The following is a 24,965-nucleotide window of genomic DNA, read 5'->3' as shown; positions in this document are numbered from 1 at the left end:
CTTTTATTACCTTTGTTTTGTAACTTACTATATATGAATATAAACAGAACGAGTAATCCACGCATTGTCATTGTTGGCGGTGGTTTTGCAGGTGTTTCTCTAGCAAAACAATTATCTAAACAAGAAGTACAAGTCGTTCTTTTGGATCAACATAATTATCATAATTTCCAACCCTTACTATATCAGGTTTCTACAGGTGGTTTAGAGCCCGATTCTATTGCATATCCCATTCGAAAAATCTTAAAAGATTATGACAATTTTCAATTTAGATTAGCTAAAGTTCTAGAAATTAGTCCAGAACAAAATTCTGTAATTACAGATATTGGAACACTTAAATTTGATTATTTGGTGATTGCTTCAGGTTCTGAAACGAATTATTTCGGGAATAAGTCTATTGAAGCACATAGTATGGCCATGAAAACCATTCCGCAGGCGTTAGATTTAAGAAGTTTAATTCTAGAGAATTTTGAAGAGGCCTTATTAACAACCGATTTAGATGAACGTAATGCGTTAATGAACTTTGTAATTGTAGGAGCAGGACCAACTGGAGTAGAGCTTGCAGGCGCATTAGCCGAAATTAAAAAAGGGATTCTTCCTAAAGATTATCCAGATTTAGATACACGTTTGGCGCAGATCCATTTGGTACAGTCTGGAAACCGGATTTTAAAAGAGATGAGTGAGAAAGCTTCTGAAAAAGCAGAAGCCTTTTTAGAGGATTTAGGTGTTAACGTTTGGAAAAATTTACGTGTTTCTAATTACGACGGAAAAATAGTGACCACAAATTCTGATGTTGTTTTTGAAACCGCTACCATGATTTGGGCAGCAGGAGTAAAAGGGGCTAATATAAAAGGTATTGCTGGTGAAGATTTAGTATCTAGAAGTAATAGAATCATTGTTAACGAATTTAATCAATTAAAAACGTACCCGAATATTTTTGCCATTGGCGATGTTGCGCAAATTGAAACAGAAGCGCATCCGTATGGCTATCCTATGATGGCCCAACCAGCCATACAACAAGGTAAGCAGCTAGGTTACAATTTAGAACGTTTGCTAGCAAACCAACCCATGCAGCCTTTTACATATAAAGATAAAGGTGCTATGGCAACTGTTGGAAGAAATAAAGCGGTAGTAGATATGCCAAACTTTAAATTTCAAGGTGTTTTTGCTTGGTTTGTTTGGATGTTTGTGCACTTGTTCTTTTTAATCGGATTTAGAAATCGGATGATTGTATTTGTAAATTGGGTATACAATTACATCCGATTCGATAGAGAAGCCCGATTAATTATTCGTCCGTTTAAGAAGAAACTAAAATCCGATAGCTAATTAAGATTTTGGGATAAATTTTAAAGCCACGCCATTTATACAATGTCTTTTACCTGTAGTGTCTCTTGGACCGTCGTTAAAAACATGCCCTAAGTGGCCGCCACAAGTAGCACAATGTTCTTCCATACCATACATACCACCACCACCAGGTGATGTTAATACGCTACCCGGAATAAATTTATCGAAACTTGGCCAACCTGTACCGGAGTCAAATTTATCTTCACTTTTAAATAAAGGGGTTTCGCAAGCAGCACAAACATACGTTCCTGGTTCATAATTTTTGTCTAATGGACTAGAAAAAGGACGTTCAGTCCCTTCTTGGCGTAAAACACGATATTCAGTAGGTGTAAGTTGAGCTTTCCATTCTGCTTCAGTTTTTGTTACTTCAAAAGTTGTTTGGTCTTTAGAGTCTTTTTTTTGAGAAAAGCCTTGACAAGAAAATAAACTAAAAGCAAGGCATAATAATAAAATAGGTTTCATAATTTATTTGTTTTATTTAAATTGTCGTTTTATATGATTATACTTACACATTAAAAATAATTTGATTTGAGTTAAAGTCATTTATTGTGTTTTTTTAAATTGCTTTAAAAATTAAAAAATAATTATGAGATTAAAATTAGGTATACTCTTATCTATATTAATGTGTTATGGGTGTGCAACCAATCCGTTTACAGGTAAACAAACCATGGCACTGGTTTCTAATGATCAATTATTTCCGACATCATTCCAACAATATAACGAATTTTTAAAATCTAATAAGGTTGTTGAAGGCACTTCCGCAGCCCGTATTAAACGTATTGGTCAACGTATTGCTAAAGCTTCAGAAACATATTTAAACGCTAATGGCTATGTGGGCTATTTAGATGGTTATAAATGGGAGTATCATTTAATAGAAGACGAACAAAAAAATGCGTGGTGTATGCCTGGTGGTAAAATTGTGTTTTACACGGGTATTTTACCTATTGCAGAAAGCGATGCTGGAATTGCCGCAATTATGGGGCATGAAGTTGCACATGCTTTAGCAAATCACGGACAACAGCGTATGAGTGCTGCATATATTCAACAAGGTATTGCTATTGCTGGAAATGTAGCCATTACAGACGAGCAGAGCCGAGATATGTTTAACCAATATTATGGTATTGGATCTGAAGTTGGAGGCATGTTACCATTTAGTAGAAGTCATGAGTCTGAAGCCGATAGAATAGGAATTATTTTAATGGCTATTGCAGGGTATAATCCTGCTGCAGCACCAGCATTATGGACTCGAATGGAGTCTGGTAACACTCCTGAACTTTTAAGTACACACCCTGCAAACGCTAGTAGAATTGCCGAATTAAGTGCTTTAGTGCCTAACGCCAGAGCAGAAGCTAAAAAGTTTGGCGTAACTACGTTTACTGAATAATTCTAATAACTATTTTTTAATTTAATTCTGAATTTTAACACATTTAAAATTCTTATTTTTCAAGAATGAAAATATATCCAAAAGGGAGTAAAAAACTCTTAAATGCTTGGGCGTTTTACGATTGGGCAAATTCTGTGTACACATTAACTATTGCCTCCACTATATTTCCCATTTTTTATGGTGCTCTTTTTCTAACCGATAATAAACAGGTGCATGTTTTTGAAATTGATATAAAAAACACAGCACTGATTTCGTTTGTTACTGCTTTTGCGTTTTTAGTGATTGCTTTTATGTCTCCAATTTTATCTGGTATCGCCGATTATATTGGAAATAAAAAAGTGTTTATGAAATTCTTCTGTTATACAGGTGCTTTAGCGTGTATTGGTTTAAACTGGTTTAGTCTCGATTATATTTATATAAGTTTAACATTTTATTTTCTTGGATTAATAGGGTATTGGGGAAGCTTAGTCTTTTACAATTCTTATTTACCAGACATTGCGTTTCCAGAACAACAAGATAGAATTAGTGCCAAAGGCTTTTCGTTAGGCTATATTGGGAGTGTTTTATTACTGATAGTAAATTTAGCTATGGTAATGAAACCAGATCTTTTTGGTATTACAGGAACTGAAGGTGAAGCGGCCATGAAAGCCATGCGGTATTCGTTTATTATGGTAGGAATCTGGTGGATAGTTTTTAGTCAGTATACCTATTATATTTTACCTAAAGGCATAAAAACGGGGCATAAAGTGACTAAAGATGTGGTTTTTAACGGGTTTAAAGAATTAAAATTAGTTTTTGCTGATATTAAAGAAAACATAAGATTAAAACGATATTTAAGAGCGTTTTTTGTGTACAGCATGGCGGTACAAACCATTATGCTAGTCGCAACATATTTTGGAGAACAAGAAGTAGAGTGGGGCGGCGAACAAGAAAAAACCATGGGACTTATTGTGAGTATTTTAGTAATCCAAATCGTAGCTATATTAGGTGCGTTTTTAACCTCTAGAGCATCAGAGAAATTTGGAAACATTAGGACACTTATTGTTATTAATTTTATATGGATGTGTTTATGTTTCTATGGGTATTTTGTAGAAACACCAACGCAGTTTTATATTACGGCAATGTTTGTTGGATTAGTTATGGGCGGTATTCAAGCCTTGTCTCGATCAACATATTCTAAATTTTTACCAAATACAGACGATACAACTTCATATTTTAGTTTTTACGATGTTGCTGAAAAAATTGGTATTGTGATTGGAATGGTGATTTATGGAAGTATCGATCAAATTACAGGAAGTATGCGAAACTCTATATTGTTCTTATTTATCTTTTTTCTCATCGGAATTATACTGTTGTACAGAGTTCCTAAAGATGAAGCACAGCAACTTTAAAGCATAAAAAAAGCATCCTACTATGGATGCTTTTTAGTTTTACGTTGTACATTCTATTCCATTTCTATACTTCCTGAACCCGACACTTTAATGTCCTCTTTTTTAGGGTTTCCTTTGTAATTTATATCTCCAGAGCCAGATACTCGACCTTTAAACATTTCAGTACTTACAACTTCTGCATCTCCAGAACCTGTAACAGAAGCATCGGTGTTTTTAGCCTTTAAACCAAAGCCATGAAAATCTCCTGACCCTGTGACTTCAACATTTAATTGTTCCGTTTTACCTTTTAGTGTTAAATCGCCTGAGCCTGTAACACTACCTTTTACAGATACGGTTTCAATATCTAAAATAATATCACCAGAACCTGTAATACCTACACTTAAATTTTTAGACGATATAAGATTTTTATTCATTAAATCTCCAGAACCCGTTAATGAGACTTTAGAAATATCTTCAAAAGGAATGGTAATAATTATATCTCGATTATTACTTGGGTTTAAGTTTACACCGTCTTCAGTTTTTACTGTTAACGTATTGCCTTGAACTTCTGTTAATATATATGGGACTAAGTTAGATTCTCCTTCAACAGTAATTTGTCCTTCAGTACCTTTTATTAAAATATAATTCATAGACCCTGTACAACTTATATTGTCGTAGCTAGAGGTTGATCTTTTGTCGGTAATGAATTCACCATTACCTTGAATTCCTTTGTTGATGCTAACACAAGAATTTAAACTTATAAGGGCAAGGATTAGTAAACTGGCTTTTTTTAAAATAATGCTTTTCATATGTTGAGTAAGTATTTGTGGTTAATTTTTTATAAATGATACGCTTCCGTAATCTGAATTAATTTTTATGGTGTTAGGTGTATTAGCACTTCCATAAAAACCTTTATAATATTTGTCGCTAGATTCTATACGTTTTGTACTGAATTCAAAATCGTCTTGATCTCTTAAATCGGCGTAATCTAAATCTAATTCGAAGTTAAAATGATAATTAGGGTCGTAGCCAATTTTAATTCCCACATAATCGGAATCGATGTTTACATTATTGGCATTGGCTGTCATGTTCTTTATTTTAATAGAACCATAATCGGCTGTAATATCTACCGATTTATACACATCGCCAATTACTACAGTTAAGTAATCTCCATCGCCTTTAAAATAGTTTACTTTATCTACAGTTATACTACCGTAATCGCAATTGTAGTCGACATTTTCACCAATTTCTACTTTACTATTGGTATAATCTGCTTCAATAAAAAGTTTTTTTGTTTTAGCGACTGTAAATCCACTATAATCGGCATTTATTGTTCCACTTTTAATATATTCAAAATACGAATTAGAAGTATAATCAAACTCAATATCGTTATTATCGGCCATTAATTCTTTGGTTGTAATCTTTCCGTAATCGCAATTAATTTTTGCATGACCTTCTAATTTATCTAAATTAATCGCGCCGTAATCATTAGTTAAATCGACGTTATTGGTGATTGGCATTTTTACGATGTAATTTATTTTCATATTTACATTATCGGCACCATTCCAATCCCACCATTTCGATTTCGTTTTACTGAAAATGGTTTTTGCAGAAACATGATTAGGTGATCCGCTAAATTCTACAGTTATATCTTTTAGTTTGTTCTGCACAGTTTCCGAATTTTTACCATTAGTAGTTATGGTAATTTCAAAAACAATACGGTTTTCATTCCAAGTAATAATATCTAAATTCCCGTAGCTATTATTAATGCTTAACGTGGCATTGCTGTTTACAGAAAATTCTTTTTTAATAACACGTTCTTCTGTATGTTTTTCTTTAATAGGGTTTTTTGCTAGCGCTATAAAAGGCAGGAGCAAGAGCAGAAATGTGATGTTATATGATGTTTTTATTTTCATGAGAAATATATTTTAATTGTTTTACATTGTCTATAGTTTCCATAACACTTTCTAAAATTTCAATTCGACTCTGAAAATTTGCAATCATGGCATAGATTACGCGTTTATCGTTACCACTTTTGGTTAAGTCTAATTTTAATTTTTCGTAATTAGCTTCAAGTACATTGAGTTGTTTTAAAGCATCTTGTATTAAGGGTTGCACTTCTGGTGCATTTTCTTTTTTTAATTGTTTTAATTCTTGAGCAATGGTAGCTGTAAAAAAACTTTGTGTTTTCGCCATTTCTGGAGATACACTTGCTAAATCTGCTGTGTTATTTTTTTGGGTTTTAATTGTAAATGTTAAGGTTATAAGTAAAACCACAGTTGCGGCTACAGCAAGTAAGGGCTTTAAAAACGGATATGTTTTTTTAGTAGGCTTAACTGTTGTTTTATTATTTTTTAATTTCGCTAAAAACCGATCTTCGTGATGTGCATTTGGCGTTTCAACATCAAAATCGTTTTGTAACGTTTTAAAAAGATGGTCTAAATGATCTTCTGATTTCATAATCTTTATTTTAAACGACGTGTTGTAATTTTTGTCTTAAACTTTCTTTTGCTCTAGAAATGGTTGTTCTGCAATTGGCGTAACTCACATTCATAATGCTCGATATTTCTTCATAATCGTAACCTTCAATTAAATGTAAAGTGAGTGCAATTCTATAATTGTCTTTTAATGTATTCATGGTTTGTAATACAAATTTAGCTTGTGCACTTGCATTATCATCTTGTGTAGAATCTACATGTGTATCTTCAACTTTGTACATTACCGCATCAAACGGAACATCTTCATATTTACTGTTTTTATTAAAATGTTGAATACTGTTATTAACCACAATACGTTTTAACCAGCCTCCAAAGGTTTTAATATCCTTTAGAGTTTCTAATTTTGTAAAAGCTGTTAAAAACGAATCTTGCATTATATCTTCGGCCTCAAAACTGTTTTTTACAATTCTGAAAGACGTATTATACATGGCTTTATAGTATCTGTTATAAACTTCTAATTGTGCCGATTGGTCTCCAGTTTTACAGCGTGCTATAAGTGTGTCTATATGTTGGTTGGTTAGTGACAACTACAAAAATATCTATTGGTTTATTATAAGGATGAAGTTATCACTTTATTGTTACACTTTGTATCATAAAAGTTTTTCGAAATACAGTTAGCTTGGCATATTAATTGAAAAATATATGTTAGCTATTTGGAAAAATATGACTGTAAAAAGCTAATTTTGAATAGTCTAATAGATTTATTGAAGAATTTTTAAATCAAAACAATCTGTAATTTTAAATTTATTATGACAGATTGACCTAAATATATATATGAAAAAAGCTAATTTTTTAACTCTAGACAATATGTCACTTCAAGAGTTTGATGAGAATTCAGAATTAATTCCTTTAATGACTCCGGAAGATGAAGAGAAAATAAATAACGAGGAGCTTCCGGATACTTTACCTATATTATCTTTAAGAAATACGGTGTTATTTCCTGGTGTTGTTATTCCTATTACTGCAGGTAGAGACAAATCAATCAAATTAATTAACGATGCTAATAAAGGCGGAAAAGTTATTGGTGTAGTCTCTCAAAAAGATGAAAGCATTGAAGATCCAACCGCTAAAGATATTTTTGAAACAGGAACAGTTGCACGTATTTTACGTGTTTTAAAAATGCCTGACGGTAATACAACTGTTATTATTCAGGGTAAAAAACGTTTCAAAATAAACGAAGTGACTACAGAAGAGCCTTATTTAACGGCTACAATTTCTGAAGTTCCTGAAGAAAAACCTGCAAATAAGAATAAAGAGTTTGCTGCAATTATAGATTCTATTAAAGAATTGTCGCTTCAAATTATTAAGGAAAGTCCAAGTATTCCTAGCGAAGCATCTTTTGCCATAAAAAATATAGAGAGCAATTCGTTTTTAATCAATTTTGTATCTTCTAACATGAACTTAACGGTTCAAGAGAAACAAAGTCTTTTAGAAAACAATTCGCTTAAAGAACGCGCTTTAGAAACATTGCGCTATATGAATGTTGAATTTCAGAAACTAGAACTTAAAAACGATATACAGTTAAAAGTTCAGAGTGATATGAATCAGCAACAGCGTGAATATTTCTTACATCAGCAAATGAAAACCATTCAAGAAGAATTAGGTGGTGTGAGTTACGAGGAGGAGTTCGAAGAAATGAGACTGCGCTCAAAAAAGAAAAAATGGAATGAAGACATTGCTAAGCATTTCGAAAAGGAATTAGCTAAAATGCAACGTATGAATCCGCAAGTTGCAGAGTATTCTATACAACGCAATTATTTAGATTTATTTCTAGATTTACCTTGGGAGGAGTTCAGTAAAGATAAATTCGACTTAAAACGTGCGCAACGTATTTTAGACCGTGATCATTATGGTTTAGAAGATGTAAAACGTCGTATTATTGAATATCTAGCAGTTTTAAAGTTACGTAACGATATGAAATCTCCAATTTTATGTCTTTATGGACCTCCAGGAGTTGGTAAAACGTCTTTAGGGAAATCTATAGCCGAAGCTTTAGGACGAGAATATGTGCGTGTATCTTTAGGAGGCTTACGCGATGAGGCTGAAATACGCGGACATAGAAAAACGTATATCGGAGCCATGTCTGGACGTATTATTCAAGGCCTTAAAAAAGCTGGAACTTCGAATCCTGTTTTTGTATTAGATGAAATTGATAAACTATCAAATTCACATCAAGGTGATCCATCTTCAGCGTTATTAGAAGTACTAGATCCGGAGCAAAATAGTGCATTTCACGATAATTTCTTAGAGTTAGGTTACGACTTATCTAAAGTAATGTTTGTAGCAACTTCAAACAGTTTAAATACCATTCAGCCAGCTTTATTAGACCGAATGGAAATTATTAACGTTACGGGATATACTATCGAGGAGAAGGTAGAGATTGCAAAACGTCATTTACTTCCAAAGCAAATTAAAGAACACGGTTTAACCGATAAGGATATTAAAATAGGAAAACCTCAATTAGAAAAAATAGTTGAAGGGTATACTAGAGAATCTGGTGTTCGTGGACTTGAAAAGCAAATTGCAAAAATGGTACGTTACGCTGCCAAAAATATTGCTATGGAAGACGAGTACAATGTAAAAATTTCTAATGAAGATATTATTTCTGTACTTGGTGGACCTAAATTAGAACGCGATAAATACGAAAATAATAACGTTGCAGGTGTGGTTACAGGATTAGCTTGGACACGTGTGGGGGGAGATATTCTGTTTATTGAATCTATTTTATCTAAAGGAAAAGGAAATTTAACCATTACTGGGAATTTAGGAAAAGTAATGAAAGAATCTGCAACTATTGCTATGGAGTATATTAAAGCAAATGCAGAAGAATTAGGATTAGATTCAGATATTTTCGATAAGTATAATGTACACATTCACGTACCAGAAGGTGCAACACCTAAAGACGGACCTAGTGCAGGTGTTACCATGTTAACATCGTTAGTGTCTTTATTTACACAACGTAAAGTAAAAAGTAGTTTAGCCATGACTGGTGAAATTACATTACGTGGAAAAGTTCTACCTGTTGGAGGAATTAAAGAAAAAATTCTTGCAGCTAAACGTGCTAAAATTAAAGAAATCATGTTATGCGAAGAAAACAGACGTGATATAGAAGAGATTAAGCAAGAGTATTTAAAAGGATTAACATTCCATTATGTGTCTGAAATGAGCGAGGTTTTAAAAGTCGCAATTATAGATGAAAAAGTAAAAAACGCAAAAACTTTATAATTTAGTACGCAGAGTATTCACTTATAAATTATTTAAAAAGCATCCATTAACATTAGTGTTTTGGATGCTTTTTTATGTTAAAAAACCATTTAATCCGATAGCGTGTAAAAAGTTTAAAAACATTGATTAACTATGAAAATATAATTGATAAATGCGCGTTTTAAATCTAAGATTTATTTAATTTGCACCCGTATGAGGCAAAAATTAGCATTATTTTTTATTGGTTGTTGTAGTTATGTTGCATCCGCTCAATTGGGTGGTGAGACAACTTACCAATTTTTAAATTTAGTGTCTTCGCCTCGCCAAGCAGCTTTAGGAGGAAAAGTTATTACAAATGTCGATTACGATGTCACCCAGGCACTTTATAACCCGGCAACTATTAACTCCGAAATGGATAATCAGTTGGCTTTAAATTATACCAGCCATTTAGGTGTAGTTAGTTATGGTACTGCGGCATATGCGTATACTTACGACAGACGTAGACAAACCTTTCACGCCGGTATTACCTATGTTAATTACGGAGAATTCGATGGTTATGACGAAGATGGGAATGCAACCGGTAATTTTAGTGGTGGCGAATCGGCTTTATCTTTAGGGTACGCTACCCGCTTAGGACGCTCTGATATTTATATAGGTGCTAACCTAAAATTAATCACTTCTAAATTAGAGCAGTATTCGTCTTTTGGTGCTGCTGTAGATTTTGGCGCGATTTACATAAATGAAAAAATAAATTTTAATGCCGCTTTGGTGGTTCGTAATTTAGGAACGCAAATCAAAACATATGCAGGGCAATACGAACCCTTACCTTTAGAAATTGATTTAGGATTTTCGCAAAAATTAGAAAATGTTCCTATTCGTTGGCATATTACTTTAGAAAATTTACAGGAATGGCCCATTGCTGTGGCAAATCCAGCACGTGTTACAAGCGATTTAGAAGGGAATCAAACCCCGGAAGATGTAAGCTTTTTATCTAATGTTATACGCCATACCATTATTGGTGCAGAATTATTTCCAGATAGCGGATTCAATATTCGTGTAGGATATAGTTTTAGAAGGGGAGAAGAGTTACGTATTATAGATGAACGAAATTTCTCGGGACTTTCTGCTGGTATCGGAATTAAAATGAATCGCGTACGATTTAGTTACACTTATGCCCGATATTCAAGCTCGGCGAGTTCAAGTTTTTTTGGATTAAATATAGACTTACTATAATGAAAGATATTACCATTGCTATCGACGGATTTTCATCGACAGGAAAAAGCACAATTGCTAAATTATTAGCCAAAGCGTTAGGTTACGTGTATGTAGATTCTGGTGCTATGTATCGTGCTATCACTTTTTTCGCCATGAAAAAAGGACTGATTACTACAGAATATTTTGATAGAGAAGCTTTAATATCTGCTTTACCAAATGCACATGTATCCTTTAAATTTAATAGCGACTTGGGGTTTGCTGAAGTGTATTTAAACGATGAAAATATTGAAAAGAACATCCGTACATTAGAAGTTTCTAATTTAGTGAGTATTGTTGCTGCAGTTCCAGAAGTGAGAGCACAATTGGTTAAAATACAAAAAGCAATAGGAAAACATAAAGCTGTAGTTATGGATGGCCGTGATATTGGCACGGTAGTGTTTCCGGATGCCGAACTTAAAATATTTATGACTGCTTCCGCAGAAACACGTGCCTTAAGACGTTATAACGAAATTAAAAATAATGGCGAAGATATAACTTTAGAAGCAATACTTGAAAATGTGCAAAAACGAGACCATTTAGATAGCACACGAAAAGACTCTCCTTTATTAAAAGCAGAAGATGCAATTGAAGTCGATAACTCTAATGTTACTATCGAAGAGCAATTTCAGAATATACTAAAACTTGTAAATTCAGTTTTAAACGCATAAAAAAAGGAGCTACTTGTTAAGTTGCTCCTTTAAATTTAAAAAAAGATATATCAATTATAAGTTAGGAATAACTAATACTTGATCTGGGTGAATGACATCTGGATTCTTAAGAATATCAGTATTTGCTTCAAAAATCTCTTTGTATTTAGAAGCTTCACCATAATATTGTTTAGCTATTTTTCCTAAAGTATCTCCGCTCTTTACAGTATGTCTATGAAAAACGCTAGTGTCTGCCACAGTTATGTTCGCTAAGATATCGGTTGGGTTTTCACCTCCAATAGCTTTAATTTTATCCCACATTATATTTTTTTCGTACTGAGTTTGCGCTGTACCTTTAACTTTTAATACGCCATTTTCTTCAGTTACATTTCCGTCTTGAATATTAAGTGATTCTCCTAAATCAAGTACGTCTTGATATTTTGCTTTTACTGCCATAATTAAATTGATTTTTTATGATTACAAGATATTAATTTTCTTTAAAATAGTTGTCAATTTTAAAACATTTCGAGAATAAGAATAAAACCTTAATATTCAGTATTTTAATTTAAATAATATTTATTAGGCTATTTTAAAAATAATAATTAATTTTGCACTCCTTTTAGCGACAGTTGGAAAGATAAGAGGAACTGAAAAAATTATATATAACACTTCTATGTGTTTGTCGTTTAAATCTTCCAAGAACATATAGGATACAAGATGTAATGTAGCGAGTTTACGCGAAAGCAAAAAACAAGTACATTATTAATTTATTTTTAAATGGCTGAAAAAGCAAAACAAGCTGAAGTTGAAGCAACTGAAGCACAATCTGTAGAAGCTCCAAAAGTATCTGAAGCTCAAGCAAACCCTGAAAAATTCTTAGCAGACTTTAACTGGCACAACTACCAAGAAGGTATTGATGAAGTTGAAGATTCTCAATTAAAAGAATTTGAAAAATTAGTAGCAGAAAATTTCGTTGACACATTAAACGACGAAGTAGTAGAAGGAACTGTAGTACATATTTCTGACCGTGATGCTATTATTGACATTAACGCTAAATCTGAAGGTGTAATTTCGTTAAACGAATTTCGTTACAACCCTAACTTAGCAGTTGGTGACAAAGTAGAAGTATTAATTGATGTTCGTGAAGACGCAACTGGTCAATTAGTATTATCTCACAGAAAAGCTCGTGTAATTAAAGCATGGGATCGCGTAAATAATGCTCATGATACTGGTGAAATCGTTAACGGTTTTGTTAAGTGTAGAACTAAGGGTGGTATGATCGTTGACGTATTTGGTATTGAAGCATTCTTACCAGGTTCTCAAATCGATGTTAAGCCAATTAGAGATTACGATCAGTATGTAAACAAAACAATGGAATTCAAAGTTGTGAAAATCAACCACGAATTTAAAAACGTTGTTGTGTCTCATAAAGCGCTTATTGAAGCTGATATTGAAGAACAGAAAAAAGAAATTATTGGTCAATTAGAAAAAGGTCAAGTATTAGAAGGTGTTGTTAAAAACATTACTTCTTACGGTGTATTCATCGACCTTGGTGGCGTAGACGGATTAATTCACATTACAGATCTTTCTTGGTCTAGAATTAATCACCCTAACGAAATCGTTGAGTTAGATCAAAAATTAAACGTTGTTATTCTTGACTTCGATGAAGATAAATCAAGAATCCAATTAGGTCTTAAGCAATTATCTAAGCACCCATGGGATGCTTTAGGTGAAGAAGTTAAAGTTGGAGACAAAGTTAAAGGTAAAGTTGTTGTAATCGCAGATTACGGTGCATTTATCGAAGTTGCAGAAGGTGTTGAAGGTTTAGTTCACGTTTCTGAAATGTCTTGGTCTACGCACTTACGTTCAGCTCAAGATTTCGTATCTGTTGGAGACGAAGTTGAAGCAGTTATCTTAACTTTAGATAGAGAAGAGCGTAAAATGTCTCTTGGAATTAAGCAATTAACTCCAGATCCATGGACAGATATTACTACTAAATACCCGTTAAGCTCTACGCATACAGGTATTGTACGTAACTTCACAAACTTTGGTGTATTTGTTGAATTAGAAGAAGGTATCGATGGATTAATTTACATCTCTGATTTATCTTGGACTAAGAAAATCAAACACCCATCTGAGTTCTGTGCTGTTGGAGACAAATTAGAAGTTGTTGTACTTGAGTTAGATGTTGAAGGACGTAAATTATCTTTAGGTCACAAACAAACTACTCCTAATCCTTGGGATAAGTATGAAACTGAATTCGCTGTAGGAACTGTTCACACTGCTGCTATTGCAGAAGTTGTAGATAAAGGTGCTACAATCGACTTTAACGAAGATATCGTTGCTTTTGTTCCTTCTCGTCACTTAGAGCAGGAAGATGGTAAGAAACTTGGTAAAGGAGATTCTGCTGAATTCAAAATCATTGAATTTAACAAAGAATTTAAAAGAGTAGTTGCTTCGCATACTGCTATTTTTAAAGAAGAAGAGATTGCAAATGTAAAAGCTGCTGTTAAAAAACAAACAGCTCAAGCTTCTGAAGCTAAACCAACTTTAGGTGATGCTAACGATGCTTTACAAGCTCTTAAAGACAAAATGGAAGGAAAATAATTTTTTCTAACTGTTTATAATTTAAAAGCCTTCCAATTTTTGGAAGGCTTTTTTTATGTTTTGTATTAAAGGCAATCTTAATTATTAAAATTTTACATTACCTTTGTTTACCACATACGTTTGGAAACAATATGAGTCAAAAAGTATTACTTAATGCAACAGAGGTAAATATCATTCTTCATCGATTGGCTTGTCAACTTATTGAAAAACATAACGATTTTTCAAATACCGTTTTGGTTGGATTACAGCCCAGAGGGAAATATTTAGCACAACGGATAGCCAAAATTCTAAAAGAAGAGTATAAAATTAAAGACCTTAAATTGGGACTTTTAGATATTACGTTTTATCGTGATGATTTTAGAAGAAGCGACAAACCTCTGGAAGCCAATACCACTGAAATTAATTTTGTAGTAGAAAATAAAAATGTCGTTTTTATAGACGACGTTTTATATACAGGACGTAGTATTCGTGCTGCGCTTACTGCAATTCAATCTTTTGGAAGACCGGAAGAAATAGAATTACTAACGTTGATAGATAGACGTTTTAGCAGACATTTACCTATACAGCCCAATTATCGTGGCCGACAAGTAGATGCAATTAACAAGGAAAAAGTAATAGTACAATGGCAGGAACAAGGTGAGGAGGATGCTGTGTACTTAATAAATAATTAGACTAAGATGAGCGAATTAAGTGTAAATCACTTACTAGGTATTAAATATCTTAATAAAGAAGATATTCAGTTAATTTTTGAAACTGCCGATCATTTTAAAGAAGTTATCAATAGGCCCATTAAAAAAGTGCCTTCACTTCGAGATATTACCATTGCCAATCTATTTTTCGAAAATTCTACACGAACGAAATTATCTTTCGAATTAGCCGAAAAACGATTATCTGCAGATGTTATTAATTTTTCAGCAGGACAATCTTCAGTTAAAAAAGGTGAAACTTTAATCGATACGGTAAACAACATTTTATCTATGAAAGTAGATATGGTTGTTATGCGTCATCCAAATCCTGGAGCCGGTGTATTTCTATCTAAACACGTTAACGCAAGTATTGTTAATGCGGGCGATGGTGCGCACGAACATCCAACACAAGCGTTATTAGATTCGTATTCTATTCGCGAACGTTTAGGTGAAGTGAAAGGTAAAAATGTGGTTATTGTAGGCGATATACTTCATAGTAGAGTAGCACTTTCAAATATATATGCATTACAACTTCAAGGTGCTAAAGTTATGGTTTGCGGACCAAAAACATTAATTCCTAAGTATATAGATAAACTTGGAGTAAAGGTTGAAACAAATTTACGTAAAGCATTAGAATGGTGCGATGTAGCTAATATGCTTCGTGTACAAAACGAACGTATGGATATTAGTTATTTTCCATCAACTAGAGAATATACGCAGCAATTTGGAGTCAATAAAGCCATGCTAGATAGTCTAGATAAAGAGATTACCATTATGCATCCTGGACCTATAAATCGAGGTGTAGAAATTACGAGCGATGTCGCCGATTCTAAACAAGCCATCATTTTAGATCAGGTACAAAATGGAGTAGCAATTAGGATGGCTGTAATATATTTATTAGCTTCAAAAATAAAACAATAATTATGATTTTAAATACAGAAGGTAACACCACAATTATTACTCAAGAAAATGCGACATCGATAGAGCTTGTTAAAAAAATTGAAGCGTCGTATCCGAAATTTAAAAACGATAATGTTATTGTAAATCTATCGTCTTTAAATAAAATGACTTTAGAAAATATTATTGAATTTCTTCAAATATCAAATACGCACAGAAAAGCAAAACATTCGTTTGTTATTGTTACAGATAAAATAAATGTAAGTGAAACTCCAGAAGAAATTGTTGTAGTTCCTACGCTAAAGGAAGCTTACGACATTATCGAGATGGAAGAAATGGAACGTGATTTAGGGTTTTAATTTATGGAATTAACTATTCTAGGTTGTCATAGTGCAACACCACGAATTTCAGCACACCAAACATCTCAGGTTTTAGAAATTAAGAATCATGTATTTTTAATTGATTGTGGAGAAGGCACACAAGTACAACTTAGAAAATATAAGGTTAAATTTAACCGCATTAAACATATCTTCATATCGCATCTTCATGGTGATCATTATTTCGGATTAATTGGGTTAATATCAACATTTAGATTGTTAACTCGAGAAACCGATTTAAATGTTTACGGTCCAAAAGGACTCGAAGAAGTCATTAGGCTTCAAATGAAATTAGGAGGCTCTTGGACAAACTTCAACTTAATTTTTCATGAATTAAGCTCTAAAGAGTCAGAATTAATTTATGAAGATGAAACGGTAGAAGTACATACAATTCCGCTTAAACACCGCGTCTACACAAATGGGTTTTTGTTTAAAGAAAAAGCAGGAGAACGTAAGTTAGACATGAATGCAATTTTAAACGACGACATTGATGTTGCCTATTACCGAAAATTAAAACAAGGTGGAGATGTTATCAATGAAAAAGGAGATTTAATAAAAAACGAAACTGTAACTACTGCTCCTGTAAAACCAAAAAGTTACGCATTTTGTAGCGATACGGTTTATAACGAAACTATAGTGCCTATTATTAAAGATGTAGATATGTTATATCACGAATCTACTTTTTTAGAAAAACACGAAAAAAATGCATTTCCTACTAAGCATTGTACGGCTAAGCAAGCAGCAAGTATAGCCAAACAAGCACAAGCTAAACAACTTATTTTAGGGCATTTTTCTACGCGCTACGACGATTTAAATGAATTTATTACCGAAGCTCAAGAAATTTACGAACCCGTATCGTTAGCTGGGGCAGGTAAAGTATTTAAAATATAATCTACAATTATATTAAACTATGGAAGAACAAGATTTAAGTAATTATAGAAAAGTTTACGAAAAAAGAGAGCTACTTACCGAAGATACTCCAGAGAATCCGTTAGAGTTATTTAGAAGTTGGTTTTTAGAAGTCGACCAACACTTTCTTGAAGATGAAACCAATGCTATGACGGTTTCAACCATAGGCTTAGATGGTTTTCCAAAGAGTAGGGTGGTGTTGTTAAAACGGTATACTTACGAAGGTTTTATTTTTTACACCAATTACGAAAGTGAAAAAGGAAAAGCTATTCTTGCTAATCCTAATGTGTGTTTGTCATTTTTCTGGCCAAAAGCTGAACGCCAAATTATTATAAAAGGGAAAGCAGAAAAAATTCCTGCGAACATGAGCGATGGTTATTTCGAATCTCGCCCTAGAGGAAGTCAATTAGGTGCTATTGTATCGCAACAGAGTGAAGTTGTAGATAGTCGCGATGTTTTAGATCTGAATTTAAAAGCCTTAGAAGAATCTTTTGTTGGTAAAGAAATTCCGAGACCAGAGTATTGGGGCGGATTTATAGTTAGACCAGTAGAATTAGAATTTTGGCAAGGCAGACCAAACCGTTTACACGATCGTATTCGATACAAACTTCAAGATAATTACGACTGGAAAAAGGAGCGTTTATCCCCTTGATTTTAGAAAATCAATTTATCTGTACATGTTTGAATACCATTAGAATTAGCTATTAAGTGTTAGTGAAATTAGAATTCAGAGGACCATATTTTTAAATTCTTCTGATTTTTTTCAACTTCAATATTTAATTTTTAACTAAATTGAGTTCTGAAATTTTTATAAAAGCATACATATGATTCGTTTTCACAAACCCTATTTTATTGCTGGTCTCCTATGTGTTTCATTAAGTATAACATCTTGTAATGAGGTTAAAAAGAGTAACACTGTAGTTGAAGAACTGGCAGCATCTAGTGCTTCTACAATTTTTGTTTCAAACAATAATCAAAACGAATATATTGTAATTGCCAACCCAGGAAGCGACGATGGTAAAATTACAGTTCACGATACCAATGCCAATACAGATTATTATTTACAACGTGTAGAAAGTGCGAGTGGTGTTAAATATAAGAGTGAAGACGGCTATACACTTTGGACGAAAGGGAGTGCTTTTACTTGGGGAAAAGACGATGATGTTCTTGCTAAAGGACAATTAAAAACCACAGAGATTAGCGACCAAAAACCTCCGGTACAATCAGAATTCAATATAACGCATTATGGAAATTACGTAGATGATGCTTACACTTCTAAGGATGAAGGGAACGATTGGGTGGCTATTATTGTCAAGCCTATTGACAAGTTTAAAGCTAAAATTTCTGTACGTTCTCGAGGCGATAAAAAAAGAGCGACTTGTACTTATGATACTATTGGAAACGTAACAGACGAAAATACATTAACAATTTACGAGAACGGAATTACCATATTATTTATTTTTAAGGATAACACAGTATTGATTACTACAACTCCAGAATCGGATAAAGATGGTCTGTCTTATATTTGTTCAGGAGGTGCTAATTTAGCAGGTACATATTCTAAATTAAATGGTGAATTAGATGCTGAGCAAATCGATAAAACGGGATATTCAAAATCTATTACTTATAATGACTTTTCATTTCTTATTGAAGAACAGCGTGGTAAGGTTACAGTTACTCCAATAGGATTAACAGAGGATGAGAATCCGCAAATTGTATCAATACAAGCAGAAATAACAAATGTTGAAGTAGATGATTTAAATAATGATACGTTTCCTGAACTCTTAATTTATACGAAATCTGGAGAGAATAATACAGGTGAAATTTTTGGATTTACAGTGAATGATGGAAAATCTATGAGTGGCATTAATATTCCTAAAGTTTCAGAAAATGCTGAAGCGAATTCAGGTTATGCAGGTCACGATGAGTTTGCTATGGTAGAAGGAACACTTATTCAACGCTTTCCGCTTTACGAAAACAATGAGCCAACAGGTAAAACAAGACAGATTCAATATGTTTTAGAAGATGGAGAAGCGATGAAACAATTGGTCGCCGATAAGATTATGGATTATTAATCTGATTTATTAGAACTTTAAACAAAAACTCTCGAGACATTCTTCTTGAGAGTTTTTGTTTTTATACAAGCCGATATAGATTTATTTGTTTCCTCTAAGTACCAAGTCATACCACATCATTTGGTTATAAATTAATAATAGTTATTATGGATTGTAAACTTGGTTTTCTTGTTCGGCAACTCTAATAAACGTAGTTCGTTTAGTTAGCTCTTTTAAACGTTGAGCACCCACATAGGTACATGTACTTCGAATACCGCCTAAAATATCTTGTAATGTATTTTCTACAGCGCCTTTAAAAGGGACTTCTACAGTTTTACCTTCGCTAGCTCTGTACTCTGCAACACCACCAACATATTTATCCATAGCAGTTTCACTACTCATACCGTAAAATTTCTTGAATTGTTTTCCCTCATGTTCAATCAATTCGCCGCCACTTTCTTCATGTCCTGCAAGCATGCCGCCTAGCATAACAAAATCGGCTCCAGCCCCAAAGGCTTTAGAGACATCTCCAGGAACAGCACAACCACCATCACTAATTATTTGTCCGCCTAAACCATGAGCAGCATCTGCACATTCGATGATAGCAGAGAGTTGCGGATAACCCACACCGGTTTTAACACGTGTAGTACACACCGAACCAGGGCCGATACCTACTTTAACAATATCTGCACCAGACAATAATAATTCTTCAACCATTTCTCCGGTAACAACATTTCCTGCAATAATGACTTTATCAGGAAATTGAGCTCTAGTCTTTTCAACAAATTTTACAAAATGTTCTGAATAGCCGTTAGCCACATCAATGCATATAAATCTTAGTTTTGGATGTTTTTCAAAAATCAACTTTAATTTTTCTCCATCTTTAGAACCAGTTCCTGTGCTAACAGCAATATAATTTTCAATATGTTCTGGAGCTTCTTGTAGAAAAGTATCCCATGCTTCAAAACTATAATGTTTATGTATGGCTGTAAAGAGATTATGCTTAGCCAATGCTAAAGCAAGAGAAAATGTACCAACAGTATCCATATTTGCTGCCATTATAGGTACGCCAGTCCATTTTGTCTGACTATGTAAAAAAGTAAACTCACGATCTAAACTGACTTGCGAACGACTTTTTAAGGTTGATCGTTTTGGACGAATCATAACATCTTTAAATCCTAATTTAATTTCATTTTCAATACGCATTGTAAAGGGGTTTGAGTTATTATAAAAATACGTTTTTAAGTCTTAATAAAGGGAAAGGATTCTAAAAAAATAGCCCCCTTTTAATTAACATTGCTAATTAAAAGGGGACCTAATTATTAAAACTATAGTCGTCTTACTTAGACGCTATAAAACTGATTTCAACATTTACAAATTTAGGTAAATTTGCAACTTCAACTGTTTCTCTAGCTGGTGCTGTTGCTTCATCGAAATACTGACCGTATACTTCATTTATATCGGCAAAGTTATGCATGTCGCTAATAAAAATAGATGTTTTTATAATATCTTCGAACGTCATGTTGGCTTCTTTTAAAATCGCATTTATGTTTTCCATAACTTGCTTGGTTTCCGTTTTAATGTCGTCTAAAACCAATTCGCTAGTTTCTGGATTAATTGCTATTTGACCTGAAGCATATAACATACCATTCTTTAAAACAGCCTGATTGTAAGGTCCAATAGGAGCAGGCGCATTAGGTGTTGTAATTATTGTTTTCATATCTATAATATTAAAGTTGTTGATCGGGTTGTAAACGTTTATCGTATTTAAGATCGCTTAAGATACTTGATTTAATTCCTATAAAGAAGTACCAAGATTTTCTAGAGCTAAAAGGTACCCAACTAAAATTCATTCTCCAACTTTCTAAATCACGTTCTAAACGCAATTGTGTATAAGTGAATCCCATATCTTTAAAGTCGTAACCAGATGATGCACCAACACTCCAACGTGGCGAAAGGGTTACATCTCCAGAGAACATTAAAGAATGTGATGAAATCTCGTTTTGACGCTGGGTATTCGAATAATTAACAGCATACGCTAAGTTAACTGTCCAGGGAATTTTAAATTTATAAAATTCATTGTCCTTTTTTTCTTCATCGTCTTCATCTTTATCATTATCAAAGAAACTTTGATCAGAGAAATCTTGTCCAACTCCAAATAAATCATCATCACGTCCACCTCCACGTAAGTTTTCCTCAATACCACGTTCTTCTTCTTTGTCTCTTTCTGCTTTACTACCAAACATTTTACTTGATAAAGAATAGCTTAACGTCATGTTTGCACTAGTTAATCTAAATAAACTACCATTATTGTTAATGTTATATACATCAATTTTATTGTTATTGTTATCCAGTGCATATGGATCTAAAGTTGCCCCAAAATTAATGTTCATTTTGTTGTTTAAGATTTGTGTACCACCAGAAACACGAACCGGACTCCATTGTAAAGAATCTCCCGCAATATTATAAGACGTCGAGAAGTTTAAGTTGTTAAGTATTGTAACTTTTTTAGCTTCGGTTGCGGTACTATCACGGTCTTTAACTTTCGCTTCAAAGTTATTAGAAAGCGACATTCCTACAGACGATGAAAAGGTTTGGTTAGGCGATCCAAAAAGAGTTTCCTCAAACCTAGAGTATGTGTCTTGAGTGGTTCCATCTGCAGAAATTACTTCATAAGTGTCGTAATATTGATCAAAAGAAGGATTAATATTATAGCTTACAGAAGGCCTCATAACATGTCTAATGGCTTGAATTTTTGGATCCTTACCCTCGCGCTTAAAGTCGAACATACCATAAATAGTTGTTCCTATACTAGTACTGAAATTATAGGTTCTAAAGGCGTCGAAACCATTTACCGTTTCTGTTATAACTTCATCTAAATCTTGGTCGTAATAACGATCTATAGTTTTAAATGTCCAGTTTTCTTGAAAACTAGTTCCTGCAGTTACACTTAAGTGCTTAAACAATTTAAAGTTTGTACTAAGCGGAATGCTATGTTGAACTCCAGCTCGAGCATCTTCAAACATTTGTGGTTTAAAGAATAAAGAGTCTGTAGTTTGTATTTGATTTTCTGCACGTACTGAATATTGTAAATTCACATTATGAATAATTCCTTTCTTAGTTCCCGTCTTTGGAGCAAATGGAAATATTCTACCTACACTTCCTTGAAAGGTTGGTAAAGTCATGTTTATTTGTTCGGTTTGTGTGTTTTGTGAGTGCGTTGCTGTAACACTTAAATTTACTTGTGGTTCTCCAGGAAACGATTTTGAATACGATACAGATGATGATAAGGTATTGTTTAAGAAGTTACCTGTATTGATTTGATTAACAGATTGTTGATAGTAAGAACTACTACCTAGGTTTACCGATGCAGAAAAACTAGAATTAGGATTCGATTTAGAATCTTGGCTATGCGACCAACGGATATTATAAACTGTAGATTTAGAATAATCTGGAAATCCTTTTTCACTGTTTATTAAACTTTCGTATCTAAAAGCGGCGTTTCCTCTAAACTTATAATTAACCGCATAATTGCTTTCGGCTCTAAAACCATAACTTCCGTTAGTGTAATAATCTGCTAAAACGGCTAAGTCTACGTAGTCACTAATGGCAAAATAATATCCTGCATTTTGTAAAAAATAACCACGAGTACTATCTTCTCCAAACGTTGGAATAATAATTCCAGAAGTTTGAGTGTCTGTTAAAGGAAAGAATCCAAAAGGTACGGCGATAGGAGTAGGCACATTTGCAATAACCATATGTGTAGGGCCTACAACAATCTTTTTACCAGGTACAAATTTTATCTTACTTGCTTTAAAATAATAATCGGGGTCTTCGGTATTTTCTGAAGTTGTAAAACGGGCTTTTGCCATAAAAACAACAGAATCATTTTCCTTTTTTACAATGGGTGCAATAATATTAAATCCGCTTTGTTCCGTTTTGGAATTAAAAATTAAAGCTTTTTGGGTATCAAAATTAAATCGAATAGAATCGGGTTCTACCACACTTGCGCCTTGAGTAAATACAGGTTTCTGAGTTAAAGTCCCTGTAGAATCTTTTATTCGTCCAGCGTAAACTTCATTTTTAGTGTAGTCTATAACAATGACTCCTGCTTTAATATTCATGTCTTGATAATCCACTTCGGCTTCATTATATAAATATAATTTCTGCTCAAGTCTATTAAAAGACGTGTAGTCTTTAGCGTTATATTTAACTATGTCCGTTAAGAACTCTTTTTTAAGCTTTACACTATCAAGTCTAATTGTATCGTGTACAGATTCTGAAATTTCTTTAATCGCTAAACTGTCTACAGTAATTTCTGGGCTATATGTAGGCAGGCCTTGTGTAGCTGGTATCGCGACTTTAGTGACTTTAGGTATATCTTGAGAGAAGACAGTCGTGTTGATAAGCACTGTAAAACTTAAAGTTAAAAGTATTTGAAAGTAGTTTGTACGCAATGCTTTTAAATGTATTTTTGTAAAGTAATATTTTAGTGTATGATCCGCCAAAATTACATATATTTTTTTGTGATTGATTAATATTCACTAAATTTTAATAATAATCCGAGGCCTTAAGTGTTATAGTCTATATGAAATCTAAACCTATATTAATTTACTTTTCTTTTATCTCAATAATTTTACTAACCTCTTTTACCAATGATAAGCCACTCAGTACGAGTAAATTTGTTGTTGTATTAGATGCTGGTCATGGTGGTCATGACCCCGGAAAACCTACAAAATTTGGTTTTACCGAAAAAGAAGTTGCTTTAAAAATAGTTTTAAAAATTGGAGCTGAACTAGAAAAGAATAAAGACATAAAAGTAATTTACACGCGTAAAACAGATGTCTTTGTTACGTTAAGGGGGCGTGCTAAAATAGCAAACGAGGCAGATGCCGATTTGTTTGTATCGGTACATTGTAATGCTCACCACTCACAAGCTTCAGGAACCGAAACCTATGTGGTAGGGGTTGCAAATACCAAGCGTAATTTTGATGTTGCAAAACTGGAAAACGAAGTAATTCTTTTAGAGGACGATTACGAGACACATTACGACGGGTTTAATCCTAATGCTCCAGAATCGTTAATCGGATTAACATTAATGCAAGAAGACTATATTGATTATAGTATCATGCTTGCGGGAATGATTGAAAATAATTTTGCGAACAAATTAAAACGTAAAAGCCGTGGTGTTAAACAAGCCAGTTTATGGGTTATGCATAATACTTATATGCCAAGTGTTTTAATTGAAACGGGGTTTATTACTAATACAGAAGAAGGACGTTACTTAAACTCTAACAAAGGACAAACAGAAATTTCTTCGGCAATAAAAGACGCTATTTTAGAATATAAAACATCTTTAGATTTAAATGTTGGTGAAAATCTTGGTACAGCTCGGGTACAAGCTATAATAACAGATGAAGAGGATGATCTTGAAGATGAAACTAATAATCCTGATGTGTATGCAGATGTTGAATTTAAAATTCAAATTGCGGCAAGTTCCAAGAAACTAGAAACAAAACCTTTTAATTTTAACGGATTAAGTCCAGTATCTAGAGATCAAGTAGGGAAAATCTATAAATATTACTACGGAGCAACATCTAATTATTCTGAAGTACAAAGCCTGTTATTACAAGCAAAAGCAAAAGGATTCGACACAAGTTTTATCGTAGCTTTTCGCGATGGAGCACAAATTCATTTGGATAAAGTGCTAAAAACTACATCAAATTAAGTGTATTCT

At 33.3% G+C, this 24,965-nt stretch carries 23 protein-coding genes; 14 read left to right on the top strand and 9 right to left on the bottom strand.

All coding sequences use genetic code 11. The annotated features are described in order from the left end of the window. The first annotated feature begins 33 nt into the window (after nucleotides 1-33). Complete coding sequence (locus tag BN863_RS08615; RefSeq protein ID WP_038529621.1) at nucleotides 34-1,323, top strand: NAD(P)/FAD-dependent oxidoreductase; 1,290 nt, start codon at nucleotides 34-36, stop codon at nucleotides 1,321-1,323. Here BN863_RS08615 and msrB read toward each other — a convergent pair whose 3' ends face one another. Continuing rightward, nucleotides 1,324-1,803, bottom strand: coding sequence for a peptide-methionine (R)-S-oxide reductase MsrB (gene msrB / locus BN863_RS08610; protein WP_038529619.1), 480 nt, complete (start codon nucleotides 1,801-1,803; stop codon nucleotides 1,324-1,326). It abuts the gene before it with no gap. A gap of 124 nt (nucleotides 1,804-1,927) precedes the next feature. Here msrB and BN863_RS08605 point away from each other — a divergent pair, with 124 nt between their 5' ends. Continuing rightward, nucleotides 1,928-2,725 carry a M48 family metallopeptidase gene (locus tag BN863_RS08605; RefSeq protein WP_148304585.1) on the top strand — a complete coding sequence of 266 codons (798 nt, stop codon included), beginning with the start codon at nucleotides 1,928-1,930 and terminating at the stop codon, nucleotides 2,723-2,725. A 65-nt stretch (nucleotides 2,726-2,790) separates the two neighbouring features. Next, nucleotides 2,791-4,116, top strand: a complete 1,326-nt coding sequence (locus BN863_RS08600; RefSeq protein WP_038529615.1) for an MFS transporter — start codon at nucleotides 2,791-2,793, stop codon at nucleotides 4,114-4,116. Between the two features lie 53 nt (nucleotides 4,117-4,169). On the opposite strand, the gene BN863_RS08595 is transcribed toward BN863_RS08600, so the two are convergent. Genes BN863_RS08595 through BN863_RS08580 form a run of 4 tightly spaced genes read right to left on the bottom strand, consistent with a single transcriptional unit; the run spans nucleotide 4,170 to nucleotide 7,120 of the window. Continuing rightward, nucleotides 4,170-4,904, bottom strand: coding sequence for a head GIN domain-containing protein (locus BN863_RS08595; RefSeq protein ID WP_038529613.1), 735 nt, complete (start codon nucleotides 4,902-4,904; stop codon nucleotides 4,170-4,172). 21 nt (nucleotides 4,905-4,925) lie between these two features. Next, nucleotides 4,926-6,011 carry a hypothetical protein gene (locus BN863_RS08590; protein WP_038529611.1) on the bottom strand — a complete coding sequence of 362 codons (1,086 nt, stop codon included), beginning with the start codon at nucleotides 6,009-6,011 and terminating at the stop codon, nucleotides 4,926-4,928. Beyond that, nucleotides 5,989-6,555, bottom strand: coding sequence for a hypothetical protein (locus BN863_RS08585; RefSeq protein WP_038529609.1), 567 nt, complete (start codon nucleotides 6,553-6,555; stop codon nucleotides 5,989-5,991). The genes BN863_RS08590 and BN863_RS08585 overlap by 23 nt, the downstream gene beginning before the upstream one ends. 10 nt (nucleotides 6,556-6,565) lie before the next feature. After that, entirely contained in the window at nucleotides 6,566-7,120 is a 555-nt protein-coding gene (locus tag BN863_RS08580) for an RNA polymerase sigma factor (protein WP_038529607.1), read from the bottom strand. 247 nt (nucleotides 7,121-7,367) lie between these two features. Between BN863_RS08580 and lon the strand changes: the two genes are divergently transcribed. The 3 genes from lon to cmk all read left to right on the top strand — a co-directional run bounded on the left by lon (nucleotide 7,368) and on the right by cmk (nucleotide 11,719). Then, the gene (lon, locus tag BN863_RS08575) at nucleotides 7,368-9,818 is read left to right on the top strand and encodes an endopeptidase La (protein ID WP_038529605.1); all 2,451 of its coding nucleotides are present in this window, start codon (nucleotides 7,368-7,370) and stop codon (nucleotides 9,816-9,818) included. 192 nt (nucleotides 9,819-10,010) lie between these two features. Further along, nucleotides 10,011-11,030 carry a type IX secretion system protein PorQ gene (gene porQ / locus BN863_RS08570; protein WP_038529603.1) on the top strand — a complete coding sequence of 340 codons (1,020 nt, stop codon included), beginning with the start codon at nucleotides 10,011-10,013 and terminating at the stop codon, nucleotides 11,028-11,030. After that, nucleotides 11,030-11,719 (top strand): (d)CMP kinase, encoded by a 690-nt coding sequence (gene cmk, locus BN863_RS08565; protein WP_038529601.1) that lies wholly within the window; start codon nucleotides 11,030-11,032, stop codon nucleotides 11,717-11,719. Before porQ ends, cmk begins: the two co-directional genes overlap by 1 nt. 54 nt (nucleotides 11,720-11,773) lie before the next feature. Here the strand turns inward: cmk and BN863_RS08560 are convergent, their stop codons facing one another. After that, nucleotides 11,774-12,154 (bottom strand): LysM peptidoglycan-binding domain-containing protein, encoded by a 381-nt coding sequence (locus tag BN863_RS08560; RefSeq protein WP_038529599.1) that lies wholly within the window; start codon nucleotides 12,152-12,154, stop codon nucleotides 11,774-11,776. A gap of 321 nt (nucleotides 12,155-12,475) precedes the next feature. Here BN863_RS08560 and rpsA point away from each other — a divergent pair, with 321 nt between their 5' ends. The 7 genes from rpsA to BN863_RS18000 all read left to right on the top strand — a co-directional run bounded on the left by rpsA (nucleotide 12,476) and on the right by BN863_RS18000 (nucleotide 19,249). Then, nucleotides 12,476-14,305, top strand: coding sequence for a 30S ribosomal protein S1 (rpsA, locus tag BN863_RS08555; protein ID WP_038529597.1), 1,830 nt, complete (start codon nucleotides 12,476-12,478; stop codon nucleotides 14,303-14,305). Nucleotides 14,306-14,436: 131 nt separating this feature from the next. Then, nucleotides 14,437-14,976, top strand: coding sequence for a bifunctional pyr operon transcriptional regulator/uracil phosphoribosyltransferase PyrR (pyrR, locus tag BN863_RS08550; RefSeq protein WP_038529595.1), 540 nt, complete (start codon nucleotides 14,437-14,439; stop codon nucleotides 14,974-14,976). A 6-nt stretch (nucleotides 14,977-14,982) separates the two neighbouring features. Further along, nucleotides 14,983-15,912: an aspartate carbamoyltransferase catalytic subunit gene (locus BN863_RS08545; RefSeq protein ID WP_038529593.1), complete on the top strand. Its 930-nt coding sequence runs from the start codon at nucleotides 14,983-14,985 to the stop codon at nucleotides 15,910-15,912. Nucleotides 15,913-15,914: 2 nt separating this feature from the next. Beyond that, nucleotides 15,915-16,247 (top strand): hypothetical protein, encoded by a 333-nt coding sequence (locus tag BN863_RS08540; RefSeq protein WP_038529591.1) that lies wholly within the window; start codon nucleotides 15,915-15,917, stop codon nucleotides 16,245-16,247. 3 nt (nucleotides 16,248-16,250) lie between these two features. Then, entirely contained in the window at nucleotides 16,251-17,156 is a 906-nt protein-coding gene (locus tag BN863_RS08535; RefSeq protein ID WP_038529589.1) for a ribonuclease Z, read from the top strand. 19 nt (nucleotides 17,157-17,175) lie between these two features. After that, on the top strand, nucleotides 17,176-17,826 hold the full coding sequence (pdxH, locus tag BN863_RS08530; RefSeq protein ID WP_038529587.1) for a pyridoxamine 5'-phosphate oxidase: 651 nt from the start codon (nucleotides 17,176-17,178) through the stop codon (nucleotides 17,824-17,826). A 172-nt stretch (nucleotides 17,827-17,998) separates the two neighbouring features. After that, on the top strand, nucleotides 17,999-19,249 hold the full coding sequence (locus BN863_RS18000) for an MliC family protein (protein ID WP_051774628.1): 1,251 nt from the start codon (nucleotides 17,999-18,001) through the stop codon (nucleotides 19,247-19,249). A 144-nt stretch (nucleotides 19,250-19,393) separates the two neighbouring features. Here BN863_RS18000 and BN863_RS08520 read toward each other — a convergent pair whose 3' ends face one another. The 3 genes from BN863_RS08520 to BN863_RS08510 form a co-directional block, all read right to left on the bottom strand. Then, entirely contained in the window at nucleotides 19,394-20,434 is a 1,041-nt protein-coding gene (locus BN863_RS08520) for a GMP reductase (RefSeq protein ID WP_038529585.1), read from the bottom strand. Between the two features lie 133 nt (nucleotides 20,435-20,567). After that, the gene (locus BN863_RS08515) at nucleotides 20,568-20,948 is read right to left on the bottom strand and encodes a Rid family detoxifying hydrolase (RefSeq protein ID WP_038529583.1); all 381 of its coding nucleotides are present in this window, start codon (nucleotides 20,946-20,948) and stop codon (nucleotides 20,568-20,570) included. A gap of 10 nt (nucleotides 20,949-20,958) precedes the next feature. Further along, a complete protein-coding gene (locus BN863_RS08510) occupies nucleotides 20,959-23,736 on the bottom strand; it encodes a putative LPS assembly protein LptD (RefSeq protein ID WP_038529582.1) in 2,778 nt (925 codons plus the stop codon). An 80-nt stretch (nucleotides 23,737-23,816) separates the two neighbouring features. On the opposite strand from BN863_RS08510, the gene BN863_RS08505 reads away from it, so the two are divergent. Further along, nucleotides 23,817-24,956, top strand: a complete 1,140-nt coding sequence (locus BN863_RS08505; protein WP_038529580.1) for an N-acetylmuramoyl-L-alanine amidase family protein — start codon at nucleotides 23,817-23,819, stop codon at nucleotides 24,954-24,956. The last annotated feature ends 9 nt before the right edge of the window (nucleotides 24,957-24,965 follow it).

The sequence above is a fragment of the Formosa agariphila KMM 3901 genome (genome assembly GCF_000723205.1).
Lineage (GTDB): Bacteria > Bacteroidota > Bacteroidia > Flavobacteriales > Flavobacteriaceae > Formosa > Formosa agariphila.
Note: the sequence above shows the minus strand (reverse complement) of the source record. Positions and strands in the feature narration are given on the sequence as shown.

Excerpts from the sequence above, each read along its gene's own strand:
- BN863_RS08615 (WP_038529621.1), top strand. The coding sequence starts at position 34 with ATGAATATAAACAGAACGAGTAATCCACGCATTGTCATTGTTGGCGGT.
- msrB (WP_038529619.1), bottom strand. The coding sequence starts at position 1,803 with ATGAAACCTATTTTATTATTATGCCTTGCTTTTAGTTTATTTTCTTGT.
- BN863_RS08605 (WP_148304585.1), top strand. The coding sequence starts at position 1,928 with ATGAGATTAAAATTAGGTATACTCTTATCTATATTAATGTGTTATGGG.
- BN863_RS08600 (WP_038529615.1), top strand. The coding sequence starts at position 2,791 with ATGAAAATATATCCAAAAGGGAGTAAAAAACTCTTAAATGCTTGGGCG.
- BN863_RS08595 (WP_038529613.1), bottom strand. The coding sequence starts at position 4,904 with ATGAAAAGCATTATTTTAAAAAAAGCCAGTTTACTAATCCTTGCCCTT.
- BN863_RS08590 (WP_038529611.1), bottom strand. The coding sequence starts at position 6,011 with ATGAAAATAAAAACATCATATAACATCACATTTCTGCTCTTGCTCCTG.
- BN863_RS08585 (WP_038529609.1), bottom strand. The coding sequence starts at position 6,555 with ATGAAATCAGAAGATCATTTAGACCATCTTTTTAAAACGTTACAAAAC.
- lon (WP_038529605.1), top strand. The coding sequence starts at position 7,368 with ATGAAAAAAGCTAATTTTTTAACTCTAGACAATATGTCACTTCAAGAG.
- porQ (WP_038529603.1), top strand. The coding sequence starts at position 10,011 with ATGAGGCAAAAATTAGCATTATTTTTTATTGGTTGTTGTAGTTATGTT.
- cmk (WP_038529601.1), top strand. The coding sequence starts at position 11,030 with ATGAAAGATATTACCATTGCTATCGACGGATTTTCATCGACAGGAAAA.
- BN863_RS08560 (WP_038529599.1), bottom strand. The coding sequence starts at position 12,154 with ATGGCAGTAAAAGCAAAATATCAAGACGTACTTGATTTAGGAGAATCA.
- rpsA (WP_038529597.1), top strand. The coding sequence starts at position 12,476 with ATGGCTGAAAAAGCAAAACAAGCTGAAGTTGAAGCAACTGAAGCACAA.
- pyrR (WP_038529595.1), top strand. The coding sequence starts at position 14,437 with ATGAGTCAAAAAGTATTACTTAATGCAACAGAGGTAAATATCATTCTT.
- BN863_RS08545 (WP_038529593.1), top strand. The coding sequence starts at position 14,983 with ATGAGCGAATTAAGTGTAAATCACTTACTAGGTATTAAATATCTTAAT.
- BN863_RS08540 (WP_038529591.1), top strand. The coding sequence starts at position 15,915 with ATGATTTTAAATACAGAAGGTAACACCACAATTATTACTCAAGAAAAT.
- BN863_RS08535 (WP_038529589.1), top strand. The coding sequence starts at position 16,251 with ATGGAATTAACTATTCTAGGTTGTCATAGTGCAACACCACGAATTTCA.
- pdxH (WP_038529587.1), top strand. The coding sequence starts at position 17,176 with ATGGAAGAACAAGATTTAAGTAATTATAGAAAAGTTTACGAAAAAAGA.
- BN863_RS18000 (WP_051774628.1), top strand. The coding sequence starts at position 17,999 with ATGATTCGTTTTCACAAACCCTATTTTATTGCTGGTCTCCTATGTGTT.
- BN863_RS08520 (WP_038529585.1), bottom strand. The coding sequence starts at position 20,434 with ATGCGTATTGAAAATGAAATTAAATTAGGATTTAAAGATGTTATGATT.
- BN863_RS08515 (WP_038529583.1), bottom strand. The coding sequence starts at position 20,948 with ATGAAAACAATAATTACAACACCTAATGCGCCTGCTCCTATTGGACCT.
- BN863_RS08505 (WP_038529580.1), top strand. The coding sequence starts at position 23,817 with ATGAAATCTAAACCTATATTAATTTACTTTTCTTTTATCTCAATAATT.